This window comes from Amycolatopsis sp. NBC_00345 (assembly GCF_036116635.1).
Classification (GTDB): domain Bacteria; phylum Actinomycetota; class Actinomycetes; order Mycobacteriales; family Pseudonocardiaceae; genus Amycolatopsis.
This window is the reverse complement of record NZ_CP107995.1, coordinates 865431-880119: the sequence shown is the minus strand read 5'-3', so window position 1 is coordinate 880119 and position 14689 is coordinate 865431. Positions and strand designations below refer to the sequence as shown.

Here is a 14689-nt window from a genome sequence, read left to right as displayed (position 1 = left end):
CTGGGCGGGCGAAACCTACTGCTTCGCCACGATGGGCGCGCCCTGCCACCGGCTGTGCCCGGGCACGGATTCCGCGGCCATCACCAGTGAGCCGGCACCGATCGTGGCCGCGGGGCCGACGCGGCTGCCCGGCAGCACGATGGTGCGCGGCCCGAGGGTCGCGTCACGGTCCAGGGTCACCGGTTCCAGGCGCATGACGCGGTCGTGGAACAGGTGGGTCTGGAGCACGCAGCCGCGGTTCACGCTCACCCCCGCGCCGACGGTGACCAGGTCCGGCTCGGGCAGCCAGTGGCTCTCGCACCAGACCCCGCGGCCGATCCGCGCGCCCATGCTGCGCAGCCACCAGTTCAGCACCGGCGTGCCGGAGAACGGCTGGACCAGCGACGGCACCGCGAGCATCTCGACGAACGTGTCGAACAGCTCGTTGCGCCACACGAAGGAGCTCCACAGTGGATGCCGCCCGGCGCGGAAACGCCCCACCAGCAACCACTTCGCGGCGGTGGTGATCAGACCGGCGACGAGGCCGGCGACGGTCAGCACCAGGCCGCCCGCCGCGGCGGCGAGCCAGAAGCCGGCGGCTTCGTAGACGTAGTCGAACGCGACGAACGTCGCGGTGCCCAGCAGCCCGGCCACGATCAGCGGAATGATCCGGCCCAGCTCGACGGCGGCCCTCGCGACGCGCAAAGCCTTACGCGGGGCGAAAGTCCGCGCCGGGTCGGGGATCTCGGCCTCGCGCCGCAGCCGCATCGGCGGCCGGCCCAGCCACGAACTGCCGTCCGGCACCTCCTCCGGGGTGTCGGACAGCACCCCGATCAGCGCGCCCTGGCCGACGGACCGGCCGGGCCCGACGATGCCCGAGTTCCCGACGAACGCGCGGGCGCCGACCTCGGCCGGCCCGACGCGCAGCCAGCCGCCGCGCAGCTCGTACGGCGCGGCCAGCACGTCGTCGGCGAGGAACGCCGAGTCCGCCACCCGCAGCATCCCGGGCAGCGCCAGCACCGTGGACGCCTCGACCGAACGGCCGACGCGCGCGCCGAGACAACGCAGCCAGACCGGGGTGAACAGGCTGGCGTAGAAGGGAAAGAGGCTCTTGCGCGCCATGTCCATCAGGTCGTGCACGAGCCAGGCGGCCCAGCCGGCGCGGCTGTGCACCGGGTGCACACCCGGCTTGATCGCGGCGCCGGCGAGCCGGGTCAGTGCCAGCACGAGCAGCGCGTAGCCGAGTAGTCCGGCGAGGACCATCAGCGGCATCCACCAGAGCATGGTCACCATGGCGGTGACCAGGGTCGTCTGCGGCGGGAGGACCAGGATCGCGAGCACCGCGGGCGGGACCGCGGCGGCGCCGAGCAGCAGTCCCCGCATCGCGCCGCTGGCCAGGTACAGCGCCGCCCATCCCCGTGAACGCGCGGGCGGAGCGGCCGGCCAGCTGTGGTCGGCCGCGCGCTGCTGTGGGGCCGCGGGAGAGCCGCCCCAGGTGGCGCCGTCCGGCACGACGCCGCCGAGGCAGCTGCCGGGCAGCAGTTCGGCGTCCGCACCGAGCGCGGCGCCGGGCAGCAGGGTGCTGCGCGCGCCGACGCGGGCCCGGTCACCGATGCGGATTTCCCCGACGTGCAGCACGTCGCCGTCGAGCCACCACCCGGCCAGGTCGGCCTCCGGCTCGACCGCGCAGCCGTCGCCGAACGTGGCCAGCCCGCTCACCGGCGGCGGCGCGTGCAGATCCGTGCCCGAACCGACGGAGCAGCCGAGCAGCCGCGCGTAACGGGCTGCCAGCGGAGTGCCGGTGATCGCGGCCGGGCCGAACGACGCGGCGAACCGTTCGGCGGCCCAGAGCCGCAGATGGGTCCGCCCGCCGCGGCGGTACTCCCCCGGCCGGATCCGGCCCCGCAGCGCCCGCGCGCCGAACGCGGAGATCAGCATCCGGCCGGCCGGGCTGAACAGCACCAGCCACGCGGGTACCAGCGCCCACCACGACATCGTCGGCAGCCACGACTCCGCGACGACCAGCGGCAGCAGGTTGCCGATCAGGGCGATCATCAGCAGCCACCGCACGCCGCCGAACCCGAGCAGGACGAGCTGGATCGCGCACTGGACCCAGCCGGAGTACCGCGGCGTCCGGTCGAACGTGCGGGCCGGCTCGGCCTCGGTGGCAGGCCCGGCCCCCAGCACGGCGGACAGCCGGGCCGGGGTGGGATGGCGGTAGACGTCGGCCACCGAGATCCCGGGATGGTGCTCACGCAGCACGGAAACGAGCCGCGCGGCGGCGAGGCTGGTCCCGCCGAGGTCGAAGAAGTCGTCGTCCGGGCCGGCTTCGACGCCGAGCAGTTCGCTCCAGACGGCGAGCAGCCGGACGGTGTCGCGGTCGAGGTCCGTGGGGACGGCCGCCTCGCGCGCCCGGGGCAACGGCCACGGCAGCGCGTCCCGGTCCACCTTGCCCGAGGACCGGGTGGGCAGGTCCGCCAGCACCGCCAGCCGAGGCACCAGCGCGGCCGGTAGCCGGTCGCGCAGCAGGCGGGTGGCCTCGGCCTGGTCGAACCCGGCGCCGACCGGGACGAGGTAGCCGACCAGGACGTCGATCCCGCCGGCCGTCCGCCGGACAGCCGCGGTCGCGGCGGCGACCGAGGGCAGCTCCAGCAGCGCCGCCTCGATCTCGCCGAGTTCGATCCGGCGGCCGCCGAGCTTGACCTGGTCGTCGGCGCGGCCGACGAACACCAGCCCGTCCGGCAGCGCGCGGACGAGGTCGCCACTGCGGTAGCCGCGCTTCCAGCCGAGCGCGGGCAGGGGCACGAACTTCTCGGTGTCCTTGACCGCGTCGAGGTAACGGCCCAGCCCCGCGCCGCCGATCACCAGCTCGCCGGTCTCGCCCCAGCGCACGGGCAGCCCGGCCGCGTCGACCACGGCCAGCCGCCAGCCGTCCAGCGGCAGCCCGATGCCGACCGGCTCACCGGCGCGCAGCCGGGCGGCGCAGGCGACGACGGTGGCTTCGGTGGGCCCGTAGGTGTTCCACACCTCGCGCACGCCGTCGTCGAACCGCCGCACCACCTCGGGCGGGCAGGCCTCGCCGCCGAGGATCACCAGCCGGACCGCGGCGAGGTCGTCCACCGGCCACATCGCGGCCAGGGTCGGCACGGTCGACACCACGGTGATGCCGCGCTGCCGCAGCCACGGGCCGAGGTCCGCCCCGGTGCGCACCAGCGAGCGTGGCGCCGGGACCAGGCAGGCCCCGTTTCGCCAGGCCAGCCACATTTCCTCGCACGAGGCGTCGAACGCGACGGACAGCCCGGCGAGCACCCGGTCGCCGGGGCCGATCGGGGCGGACCGCAGGAACAGCCGGGCCTCGGCGTCGACGAACGCGGCCGCCGACCGGTGGGTCACCGCGACGCCCTTCGGCCGGCCGGTGGACCCGGAGGTGAAGATGATCCACGCGTCGTCCTCCGGGCTCGGCGTGCCGCCGCAGCCACCGGGCTGGTTGCCGGGGCGCAGTTCGACCTTCTCGCCGGCACCGATCACCGCGTAGACGCGCGCTTCGCGCCAGACCAGCTCGGCGCGCTCGTCGGGATCGTCGGCGTCGACCGGGACGTACGCCGCTCCGGCGGCCAGCACCGCGAGGATGCCGACGTACAGCTCGGCGGTGCCGGACGGGACCCGCACCCCGACCCGGTCGCCCGCCCGCACTCCCGCGTCGCGCAGCACGGCCGCCCGCCGGCGGACTTCACGATCCAGTCCCGCGTAGGACAACTGTTGTTCACCATCGTCCAGTGCGGGCGCGTCGGGGTACCGGGAAACTGATTCGCCCAGCACGCTCAGCAGGGTCCGGGGCGGCGCCGGTTCGACACCGGAATAGACCGCCGAACCGCTTTCCGCCACAAAAACGGCAGGTGCGGTATCCAGCCTTCTTTCCCGCTCTTCAACCGACACGGATTACCTTCCCTTGAATAAATTCCACCCGGGGACCGGCCACCCGACGGTAGCACCGGACCTTTCGGGGATCACCCGACCGCAGCGCCGATAATCCTTTGACCAAGCGGAAAAAGGACTATCGGAGCAAGAACGTTCGAGAGACGCTTCACTGCCATTCCGGTTGCGTGATGCGACGCACACCGGCCACTTCACCCATGGGATGAACGCGGGGCAGCATGACACACTCCGCAGACATGCGCGTTTTTACCCGGCCGATAGGCACACCCGGGCTTCACTCAGCGTCTACTCAGGAACATTCGTCTAACGTCGGCCCGTGCCCATTCCACGTCCGGCCGGTATTCGCCGGGAGCACCGCCGTTCCGTGGTTCTCGACACACCGGCCAGGACGTCAACGGCCCCGGCCCGCCGGGAAAGCGCGAAGGCCGCCGAAAGCGGGCCCCGTGCCATCCCCGCGGCGCTGACGGCGTGGCTTTCGCGGCCGCTGGCTTCGTTCCACTTGATCCTGGCCCTGTGCGGGATCCTCGTGCTGCTCGGCGTGATCATGGTGCTGTCGGCCTCGTCGGTGTCCTCGGGGAATCCGGCGACCGGTGACGGGGTCTATTCGCAGTTCCTGAAGCAGCTGATGTTCGTCGGCTTCGGCGCGGTGACCTTCTGGCTCGGCCTGCGCCTGCCGCTGCGGCGGCTCCGGCGGGCCGCCTCGAGCGCGATGGTGGCCGGCCTCGCGGGCCTCGTGCTGGTGCTCACGCCGCTGGGCGCCAGCGCGGACGGCGCGCAGCGGTGGTTCGTCCTCGGCCCGTTTTCCCTGCAGCCGGTGGAGATCGCCAAGGTGGCGCTCACCCTGTGGGGCGCGCACATCCTCGTCACGAAGGCCGCCGTGCTGCACCAGTGGCGGCACCTGCTGGTCCCGCTCGTGCCCGCCGCCCTGCTGACCGTGGCGCTGGTGATGGCGCAGCCGAACCTGAGCGGCACCATCACGCTGGCGGTGGTGGTGCTCGCGCTGCTGTGGTTCGCCGGCGCCCCGAAACGGCTGTTCGCGGTCCTGCTGGCCGGCGGCCTCGCCGGCATCCTGGTCCTCGCGCTGGTCGCGCAGTACCGCCTGGCGCGCGTGCTGTCGTTCCTCTCCCCGGACCAGGACTACAGCGGCGCCGCCTACCAGGCGCGCCAGGCGCAGTACGCCCTTGCCGACGGCGGCCTGTTCGGCATCGGCCTCGGCCAGGGGCAGTCGAAGTGGAACTACCTGCCGAACGTGCAGAACGACTTCATCTTCGCGCTGATCGGGGAGGAGCTGGGGTTCGTCGGCTGCGCCGTCGTGCTGGCGCTGTTCGCCGCGGTCGCGGTGGTCGGGCTCCGCATCGCCCTGCGCAACCGGGACCCGTGGATCCGGATCGTCACCGGCACCCTCACCGTCCTGCTGACCACCCAGGCGGCGATCAACATCGGCTACGTCGTGGGCCTGCTCCCGGTCACCGGCGTCACCCTCCCGCTGGTCTCCTACGGCGGCACTTCGCTGGTCGTCACCACATTGCTGTTCGGGATCCTCGCCAACGCCGCCCGTCACGAGCCCGAGGCCGCGGCGGCACTCCGTACCCTCGGACCAGGACGGCTCGGGAGCCTGCTGCGCCTGCCCGCCCCCGAGCTCCCGCGGCGGGCACCGGCCCGGCCCCGCCGTCGCCCGGCCCGCACCTGAGACCGGCCGGGCCCGCACCGAACACCCGCCGAAATGAGCAGCGATGCCGGAGAACTGGAAGAACGAGCCCGACGAGCACGACTTCCCCGCGGCCCAGGACTACCTGAGCCTGCTCGTCCCCGAGCCCGCGGCCACGCGCTTGGTCGACGCGCTGCGCGCCGCCGAGCCGGTCCACCGCAAGGCCAAGGACATCCTGCGGGCCAGCGGGGCTTGGCCCTGCTCCCCGAAACCGACGCCCATGTGCGCAAGGACCTGCACAAGGCCGCGCACGGCACGGCCCTGTCCCCGGTCCTGCTGGTCCGCGGCGGAAGCCACCCGGTCCTCGGCACCGGCGCGCTGGTGATCGCGGACGGCTACCACCGGGTCTGCGCGTCGTACCACCTCGGCGACAACACCGACATCCCCTGCCGGCTCGTCTGAACCCCGGCCGTCTGTCCACAGTGGAACAGGCTGTGGGAAGGATCAGGGCTTGCGGGCGATACCACCGGCGATGATGCGGTGCGCGACGCCGATGGGCTTGAGCTGCGGGCCGTCCGGCCACCACTGGTACAGCGGCACGATGCCCGGCGGCACCAGCTCCAGCTCGCCGAACAGCTCCTCGATCTCGGCCTGGGTGCGCCAGGTCGCGCCGCCGAGCGAGCCGCGGGCGACGGCGTCCGAGAGCTGGTGGGCGGCGTCGCTGTCCGCGGGCTCTTCCGGGTCGAGCAGGTGCGAGATGACCACGTAGGAGCCGGACGGCAGCGCGTCGATGTACTCGCGCATGACCTCGGCCGGCGCGTGCCGCTCGCCCTTGTGGTGGTGCAGCGTCGCCACGAACGACAGCGCGATGGGCCGGTTCCAGTCCAGGTGGCGGCGCGTGGTCTCGTTGTCGAGGATGGTGCGCGGGCTGAAGACGTCGCCCTCGACATAGCGGGTGAACTCGTTCTCTTCCAGCAGGGCGCGGCCGTGCGCGGTGACCACGGGGTCGTTGTCGACGTAGATCACCCTGGTCAGCGGGTTGATCCGCTGCGCGACCTGGTGCACGTTCTCCGCGGTCGGCAGGCCGGAGCCGCAGTCGAGGAACTGGGTGACGCCGGTCTGGTTGGCCAGGAACCGCACCGCGCGGATGAGGAACATCCGGTTCTCGCGGGCCACCTCGACGACGTCCGGCATGGCCGCGGCCATCTCGTCGCCGGTCTTGCGGTCGATCTCGTAGTTGTCCTTGCCGCCCAGCAGGTAGTTGTAGACGCGCGCGACGCTGGCCCGGTTCGGGTCCACGCCGACCGGGGTGTTCGGGTCGGCAACATCATTCGACGGCATTCCAGGACCCTCCTGAGTGCGTGGCGGCAGGCGTACCGAGAGTAGCCCTCTGAGGCAACCGGGCGAATGCTGACCCGCCGTCCTTTCAGCCGAATGCCGCAGTCCCGGCCGGCCGGTCCTGGGGTTCCGCGCGCTCGGATCCGGCCGGGGTCACTGCCTCAACGCGGGCAGCTCCGGGCTGGCCCGGCCGCGGTCCGGCGACCGGATCAGCAGCCGGGCCGCGAGGACCGCGCCGGCGGCCAGCGCGGCCAGGACGTAGGCGTTGCCGAGGACCACCTGGACCGGGCCCCAGGACAGCTCCCGGCGAGCTCCTTCGGGGACCACGGCCAGCGCGATTCCGGTGAACACCGCCGCGACGCCGGCCAGCGCGGCCCACCGGCCCGCGAGGTACCCGGCCAGCGCCACCACCCAGATCCAGTGGTGCGTCCAGGAAATCGGGCTCACCAGCAGCGCGCACCCCGCCGTCACGAGCAGCGCGGCCCGCGGGTCGCCGCGCCGGTGGAATTCGCGCACCAGCAACGCGCCGAGCAGCAGGCACAGCGCGGCCAGCGCGGCGTACCAGCCGATCGAGGTCAGGTCGAACCGCGCGAGCACCCCGCGCAGGGACTGGTTGTCCGCCCAGGTGGCGGATCCGGCGTTGCGGTTGTCCAGCACGGCCGAGGTCCAGTACCGCACGGAGTCGCCGGGCAGGACCAGCGCCCCGACCGCGCTCGCACCGAGGAAAGTCGCGAGCGCCCGCCAGCCGTCGGCGCGGCGGCCGGTCAGGAAGAGGTACGGGATGAAGATCAGCGGGGTCAGTTTCACCGCCGCGGCCAGCCCGATCAGCACCCCGCCGTACCGGCGGCTCCGCACCGGCAGCGCGTCGGCCACCACCATGACCATCAGCAGCGCGTTGACCTGGCCCAGCGAAATCAAGCGCCACACGGGTTGCAGGACGGGCAGCAGGCAGAGCAGCAGCAACGGGGTGGTCCCGGAGAACCGGCGCAGCACCGACCACAGGGCGAGCACCGAGCCCACCCCGAGCAGCAGCCACACCAGCTGCGGCGGGAGCGCGGCCAGGGGCAGGAACAGCAACGCGGCGCTCGGCGGGTAGGTGAAGGGGAGTTCGAGCGCGGACTTCGGGTCCAGGGCGAGCAACGGGTCGTAGAGCGGCTGTCCACGCAGGACCGCCAGCGCGCCGGCGCGGTACACCGCGCTGTCCACGCCGAGCGGTATCCCGTTCAGCCAGTGGTGGACGGCGATCCCGGCCAACCCGGTGACCACCGCGAGCAGCACGAGCGAAACCTTTTTCCCTTTGTCCACAAGGGAAAAACTAGGCAGTTACGGCCGTCCGGTCGTCGGGCCGGAGAGCCATCTTCCGCTGCCTCCCCGGTACTGTCTCCGGCGGTTCGTGCTACCCGGGTATCACTCGCCCGGTACCACCAGCTTCGCCTCGTAGGCCAGCACGACCGCCTGCGCGCGGTCCCGGAGGCCGAGCTTGCCCAGCACCCGGCTGACGTGGGTCTTGGCGGTCTGCTCGGCGATCACCAGCTCCTTCGCGATGTCCACGTTGGACAGTCCCTGCGCGATCAGCCGGAGCACCTCCAGCTCGCGCGCGGTCAGGTCCGCCAGCCGGGCGACGTCCTGGGTCCGGGGCCGCCGCCCGGCGAAGCCCGCGATCACCCGGCGGGTGACGGCGGGGGCGAACAACGCGTTGCCCGCGGCCACCATCCGCACCGCGGCGACCAGGTCGTCCAGCGGGGAGTCCTTCAGCAGGAACCCGCTGGCGCCCGCGCCGAGCGCGCCGTAGACGTACTCGTCGGCGTCGAACGTGGTCAGCATCAGCACGCGGGGCCCGGCGTCGCGGTCGTCGCCGAGGATCAGCCGGGTGGCGGCCAGCCCGTCCAGCTCCGGCATCCGGATGTCCATCAGCACCAGGTCCGGCCGCAGCCGGCGGCACGCGGTGACGGCCTCGGTCCCGGTGGCCGCCTCGCCGACCACCTCGATGTCCGGCTGCGCGTCCAGCACCGCGCGAAAGCTCTGCCGGACCATGGTCTGGTCGTCGGCGATCACGACCGTCACGGCCATGGTGTTCTCCCCCGGTTCAGTCCAGCGGGACGGTCACGGTGACCGCGAACCCGCCGCCGTCCCGCCGCCCCGAGGTGAAAGTACCGCCCAGCGCCGCCGCCCGTTCACGCATCCCGAGCAGGCCGTGCTTCTCCCGGCCGCCCGTCTCCTCCGGCACGCTCGTGACGGCGCCGGTGTCCTGCACGGTGAGCCGCAGCTCCCCCGAGCCGATGTGCACGAACACCTCGACCGGCGCACCGGGCGCGTGCCGCACCGCGTTGCTGAGCCCTTCCTGGACGATCCGGTACGCCGACAGCGCGACGCCGTCGGGCAGGTCGCGGTACTCGCCCCGCAGCTCGAACCGCACGTCGGTGCCCGCGGCGCGGACCCGTTCCACCAGCTCCTCGATCCGCTCGGCGCCGGGCTGGGGCTCGGTCTCCGGCGCCGCCTGCCCGTCGCGCAGCAGGCCGAGCAGGCGGCGCATCTCGGTCATCCCGTTCCGGGCCGTGTCCTGGATGACCTGGAACTCCTCGCGCAGCCCGTCGTCCAGCCCGGGAAACCGGTACCGCGCGGAGTCCGCGCGCATGGCCAGCACCGACATGTGGTGGGCGACCACGTCGTGCAGCTCGCGGGCGATCCGGGTGCGCTCCTCCAGCACCGCCCGGCGCGCGGCCTCTTCCGCCAGGTCGCGTTCGATGCCGCGCAGCCGCGAAACCAGCCAGCCGAACGCCAGCGGCACCGCCAGCAGCACGGCGATCGCCACCAGCTCGCCGCGCGCGTTCACCTGCCGGGCGCTGACCGCGGCCGAGATCAGCCACACCCACACCAGCACGCCCGGCCGGTGGTTCCGGCCGACCGCGGTGAGCACCGGGATCGCCGCCAGCGCGAGACCGCCGGTCCACGGCCAGCCGAACCGCGCGTGGATCCCGTAGAGCTGGTCCGCGAAGGCGACCACGAGGATCAGCACCCGCCAGGCCCACAGCGGGTGCACCAACGTGAGCGCCACGGAGAACGCGGTCAGCGCGACGGCCAGGAACAAGGCGCTCGGTTCGGCGCCGCCGGTGGGGAAAACCGCGAGCACCCCGGCCACGACGGCGAGCAGCCCGATCAGCACCCGGTGGGCCTTGCCGGGCACCACCGCCGGCCGGCTGCCCCCGACGACCGCCTGCCACAGCGCGCTCGCCATCCCGCGCCCCGCGGCGGCCAGTGGCGCACTCGTGATCCTCATCGGCGGGAATCCTACGCACCCCGGCCGGTGCTCCGCCTCGGCTGGCGACGCCCCTGTCATCTGTCATGGGCCGTCCGGTGCCGAATGGGCGAGACCCCGGGCCGTCCGCAGTGGACGCTGGCCTCGTGTCCGAGACCTCACTCCCCCGTGCCGCCGTCGACGCGGACCCGCGGCACCCGAGCCGTACCATGGCCGACGTGGGCAAACGGGATCCCGACGAGTTCTCCGCCCGGCAGTGGCCGGACTGGAGTTTCTGGAAAGAGGATCAGCCCGGCGGTGGCCGCGCGGCCCGGAGCCGGCTGACCGCCGTCGCGATCATCAGTCTCTCCTCGCTCGCCCTGATCGCGCGGATCACCGAGATCGCGAACGGCGCGCACGGCGCCCTCGGCGGAGTCTCGATCGCCCTCGTCCTCGGCTACCTCCTCGGCTGTCTGCTGGCCCCGTGGTACGGGCCGACGGCGCCCCGGCGGCAGCGGATCGCCGTCGTGGCCGTGATGTTCGCGCTGGGGGCCGCGCCGGCCCTGCTCCTGGGCGTGCCCGGCTACCTCACCGACCTGACCTACGCCATCGCGATCGGGCTCATGCTGCTGCCGTTGCGCTACTCGGTGCCGCTCGGCGTCGTCACGGCGGCCGGCCAGATCGGCTGGATGCAGCTGAGCCACGGCCACGTGGACTGGGGACAGGTGGCGACGCTGGTCGGCGTGACCGCCGCCCTCGGCACCGTTTTCGCGCTGAGCTTCACGATCGGCCACCTGCGCGCGGCGCGCGAGCAGGTCAAGCGGATGGCCGTGACCCACGAGCGGGAACGGGTCGCCAGGGACCTCCACGACATCCTCGGGCACAGCCTCTCGACGATGACCGTCAAGCTGGGGCTGACCCGGCGGATCCTGGAGTCCGCCGGGGACATCGACCCCGCCGTCACCGAGGTCCGCGAGCTCGAAACCCTGTGCCGGCAAGCGCTTTCCGACGTGCGGGCCACCGTCTCGAACTACCGCACGGTGTCGGTGGCCGGTGAGCTCGCCGGCGCCCGGATGGCTCTGCGCGCCGCGGGGGTGCGGGCCGAGCTGCCCACCGCGACCGACGACGTCCGGCCCGAGCTGCAAGGGGTTTTCGGCTACGTGGTCCGGGAAGCGGTCACCAACGTGCTGCGCCACTCCGACGCCGGACACTGCCGCATCCGGCTCGGCCGCGACTGGGTGGAGATCACCGACGACGGCACCACCCCGGCCGGCGTGACGGCCGGGCACGGGCTGACCGGCCTCACCGAACGGCTGGCCACGGTCTCGGGCACTCTCGAACACGGCACGGCCCCCGGCGGCGGCTTCCGCGTCCTCGCCCGCGGACCGGCAGACTCCTTTGCTCCCGCTGAAATCTCTTCCGCCGAGGCAGGCTTGGCATGATCCGCGTACTGCTGGCCGACGACCAGGCGCTCGTGCGCGGCGCGCTGGCCGCGATGCTGCGGCTCGAACCCGACATCGACGTGGTCGCCCAGGTCGGCAACGGCACCGAGGTGCTGGCGGCCGCGCAACGGACCACTCCCGACATCGCGCTGCTGGACGTGCAGATGCCCGGCCGGGACGGGCTCGCCGTCACCGCCGAGCTCCGCCACGCGATGCCGTCCTGCCGCGCCATCATCTGCACCACCTTCAGCCGCCCCGGTTACCTTTCCCGGGCGATGTCCGCGGGCGCGGCCGGGTACGTGGTCAAGGACTCCCCGCCCGAACAGCTCGTCAACGCGATCCGCCGGGTCCACGCCGGGCTGCGCTTCGTCGACCCGGCGCTGGCGGCCGAATCCCTCGCCAGCGGCGCCAGCCCGCTCACCGACCGGGAGGCCGACGTGCTCCGCGCCGCGGCCGACGGGGGCACCGCCGCCGACATCGCCAGGACCGTCGGACTGTCCGAGGGCACCGTCCGCAACCACCTGTCCTCGGCCATCGGCAAGACCCAGGCCCGCACCCGCGCGGAGGCGGCGCGGGTCGCGGAGACCAACGGCTGGCTGTAGCCGACCCGTCAACCTTGCCCGGCGGTATAGTTATACCAACAGCTGCTAAGGTGCCGGTATAACTATACCGACAGCATACGTACGTGAGGTACTCGTGATCGAACTGAAGACGCCTGCGGAGATCCAGCGCATGCACGTGACCGGGCGCTTCGTCGCCGAGGTGCTCTCCGAGGTCGGCCGGATCGCCGACGTGGGCGTCAACCTCATGGACATCGAGCACCACGTGCGCGGCATGATCAAGCGGCGCGGGGCGGAGTCGTGTTACTGGGACTACTCGCCGTCCTTCGGCGAGGGCCCGTTCCGCAACGTCATCTGCCTGTCCGTCAACGACGCCGTCCTGCACGGCCTGCCCCACGACTACGTCCTGCGCGACGGGGACGTGCTCACCGCGGACCTCGCGGTCATCATCGACGGCTGGGCGGCCGATTCGGCGCGCACGGTCATCGTCGGCACCTCGGCCGAGGAGGACCTGCGGATCATCCGCGCCACCGAGGAAGCACTGGAGGCGGCGATCGAGGTGGCCCGTCCCGGCAACCGCCTCGGCGACATCTCGGCGGCGATCGGGGCGGTGGCCGCGGAGTACGGCTACCCGGTCAACACCGAGTTCGGCGGTCACGGCATCGGCCGCACCATGCACGAGGACCTCCACGTCTCCAACCAGGGCCGGGCCGGGCGCGGGCTGAAGCTCCGGCCGGGCCTGACCCTCGCGCTCGAACCCTGGTTCGCCCGGACGACCGACCGGATCATCTACGACGACGACGGCTGGACCATCCGGTCGGCCGACGGCTCGCGCACCGCCCACTCCGAGCACACGGTCGCCGTCACCGAGGACGGGCCCTTGGTGCTCACGCGGCGCGAATCGGAATGACCCGCGCGAAGGCGTGACTCAGACTCAGGCTCAGCCGAAGGTGAACGAGTAGGCCTGCAGCCCGGGGCTCAGCGTCAGCGTCACGGTGCCCTGACCCGGCGTCGGCGTCTGGACGACCGGGTGGATGTCCGGGGTGCCGGACACCGCGATGCTGCGGGTGACCCCGCCGGCCGTGGCGGTGACGGTGCCCGTGCCGCCGACGTCGAGGTAGACCGTGGCGGCGTCGTAATCCAGCGTGAGCGAGGCGTCCTTCCCGGCGGCGAGGTACTCGTCGGTGGCGGTCCATTCGCCGTGCTGGGTCACGTCGTCGCTGCCGCCACGGCCGGAGCCCAGGTAGATTTCCGGCGTCTGTAAGGGATTTGTCGGGGTGGCGTCCGGAAGATCCGTGCGGGGCGGGAGGGTCTGGCCCGGTTCGGCCGCGGTGAGGAGGTCGCGGATGAGGGACTCGGTGCCCTCGTAGTCGCCTTCCCCGACGGAGACGTGACGGACCTGTCCGGTGGCGTCGGAGAGGTACTCGGCGGGCCACGACTGGTTGCCGAAGGCGTTCCAGGTGGCGTAGTCGTTGTCGATCGCCACGGGGTAGGAGATGTGCTGGCGCGCGACGCTGTCGGCGACGTTGGCCGGGACGTGCTCGAACGCGTACTCCGGCGTGTGCACACCGACGATCTCCAGGCCCGCGTCGTGGTAGCGCTGGTACCACGCCTCGACGTGCGGGATGGCGCGCTGGCAGTTGATGCAGGAGTAGGCCCAGAAGTCGTAGAGCACGACTTTCCCTTGCAGCGCCGGGGGTTTCCCGCCGGGCGTGTTGATCCACTGGCTGATCCCGGCGGTCTGCGGGGTGGTTCCGCAGTCCTGGAGTTCGTCGGACCGCCGGCACGCCTGGAGACTGCCGCCGCCGATGCGGTCCGCGCCGAGCGCCTGGTTGAGGCTCGCGGTGTAGTCGGGGACGGCGCGCTGCAGCACGTCGGTGATGTTGAAGGTGAGCGCCACGGCCAGCCCGATCACCACGAGGCCGGCGATGAACCGGACCTGGCGCTGCCGGTCCCGGAACGCCTTGACCCGCTCGGCCACCCGATGCCCGGCCAGCGCGAAGAACAGCAGCGGAATCGCTGTGCCGACAGCGAAAGAGATGGTGAGCGCGACGGTGGAAACGCCGATCGTGCGCGTCGCCCCGGCCACGGTGATCGCGGCGAGCACGGGGCCGGCGCAGGGCACGTAGACCGTGCCGAGCGCGAGCCCGAGCACAAACGCGCCCCGCTGCCCCGGCACGGATTTCCGGCCGAGCCGCACGAACGGCCGCTCCAGCCGGTCCTGCACCCGGGGGAACATCATCGCGACGCCGAGCACCACCAGCACCCCGAGCCCGGCCCACCGCAGCACGTCGCCGGGCAGGTGCAGCGCGGCGAGCACCAGCGTGCCGAGCAGCGTGACGAACGTGAAGCTCAGCGCCAGCCCCGCGACGATGAGGAACGGCCGCCGCCGGCCGGGCTCCGCGCCCGCGCCGCCGGTCATGAACAGGACCGGCAGAACCGGGAGCACACAAGGGGAAATGCCCGTGATCAGGCCGCCCACCAACCCGATCAGCGCCAACGTAATCAGTGCGACCTCCTCGAACGACCACCTGCGCTGGAGCTTAAGCGG

The 14689-nt window shown here is 72.7% G+C and carries 11 protein-coding genes; 5 read left to right on the top strand and 6 right to left on the bottom strand.

The annotated features are described in order from the left end of the window. Window positions 1-15: 15 nt before the first annotated feature. Window positions 16-3915 (bottom strand): Pls/PosA family non-ribosomal peptide synthetase, encoded by a 3900-nt coding sequence (locus tag OG943_RS04090; RefSeq protein ID WP_442874686.1) that lies wholly within the window; start codon window positions 3913-3915, stop codon window positions 16-18. A gap of 364 nt (window positions 3916-4279) precedes the next feature. Between OG943_RS04090 and ftsW the strand changes: the two genes are divergently transcribed. Next, the gene (gene ftsW, locus OG943_RS04085) at window positions 4280-5605 is read left to right on the top strand and encodes a putative lipid II flippase FtsW (protein WP_442874774.1); all 1326 of its coding nucleotides are present in this window, start codon (window positions 4280-4282) and stop codon (window positions 5603-5605) included. A gap of 210 nt (window positions 5606-5815) precedes the next feature. Next, window positions 5816-6025 carry a hypothetical protein gene (locus OG943_RS04080; protein ID WP_328608311.1) on the top strand — a complete coding sequence of 70 codons (210 nt, stop codon included), beginning with the start codon at window positions 5816-5818 and terminating at the stop codon, window positions 6023-6025. Between the two features lie 42 nt (window positions 6026-6067). Here the strand turns inward: OG943_RS04080 and OG943_RS04075 are convergent, their stop codons facing one another. The 4 genes from OG943_RS04075 to OG943_RS04060 form a co-directional block, all read right to left on the bottom strand. After that, the gene (locus OG943_RS04075; protein WP_328608310.1) at window positions 6068-6904 is read right to left on the bottom strand and encodes an SAM-dependent methyltransferase; all 837 of its coding nucleotides are present in this window, start codon (window positions 6902-6904) and stop codon (window positions 6068-6070) included. Window positions 6905-7054: 150 nt separating this feature from the next. After that, window positions 7055-8206: a glycosyltransferase 87 family protein gene (locus OG943_RS04070; protein ID WP_328608309.1), complete on the bottom strand. Its 1152-nt coding sequence runs from the start codon at window positions 8204-8206 to the stop codon at window positions 7055-7057. A 102-nt stretch (window positions 8207-8308) separates the two neighbouring features. Further along, entirely contained in the window at window positions 8309-8971 is a 663-nt protein-coding gene (locus OG943_RS04065; protein WP_328608308.1) for a response regulator transcription factor, read from the bottom strand. Between the two features lie 16 nt (window positions 8972-8987). After that, on the bottom strand, window positions 8988-10178 hold the full coding sequence (locus OG943_RS04060) for a sensor histidine kinase (protein ID WP_328608307.1): 1191 nt from the start codon (window positions 10176-10178) through the stop codon (window positions 8988-8990). Window positions 10179-10303: 125 nt separating this feature from the next. Between OG943_RS04060 and OG943_RS04055 the strand changes: the two genes are divergently transcribed. The 3 genes from OG943_RS04055 to map all read left to right on the top strand — a co-directional run bounded on the left by OG943_RS04055 (window position 10304) and on the right by map (window position 13048). Next, on the top strand, window positions 10304-11578 hold the full coding sequence (locus tag OG943_RS04055) for a sensor histidine kinase (RefSeq protein ID WP_328608306.1): 1275 nt from the start codon (window positions 10304-10306) through the stop codon (window positions 11576-11578). Further along, entirely contained in the window at window positions 11575-12180 is a 606-nt protein-coding gene (locus OG943_RS04050) for a response regulator transcription factor (RefSeq protein WP_328608305.1), read from the top strand. The genes OG943_RS04055 and OG943_RS04050 overlap by 4 nt, the downstream gene beginning before the upstream one ends. A 94-nt stretch (window positions 12181-12274) precedes the next feature. Further along, window positions 12275-13048, top strand: coding sequence for a type I methionyl aminopeptidase (map, locus tag OG943_RS04045; protein WP_328608304.1), 774 nt, complete (start codon window positions 12275-12277; stop codon window positions 13046-13048). Between the two features lie 30 nt (window positions 13049-13078). Here the strand turns inward: map and OG943_RS04040 are convergent, their stop codons facing one another. Continuing rightward, complete coding sequence (locus OG943_RS04040) at window positions 13079-14638, bottom strand: cytochrome c biogenesis protein CcdA (protein ID WP_328608303.1); 1560 nt, start codon at window positions 14636-14638, stop codon at window positions 13079-13081. Between the last annotated feature and the right edge of the window lie 51 nt (window positions 14639-14689).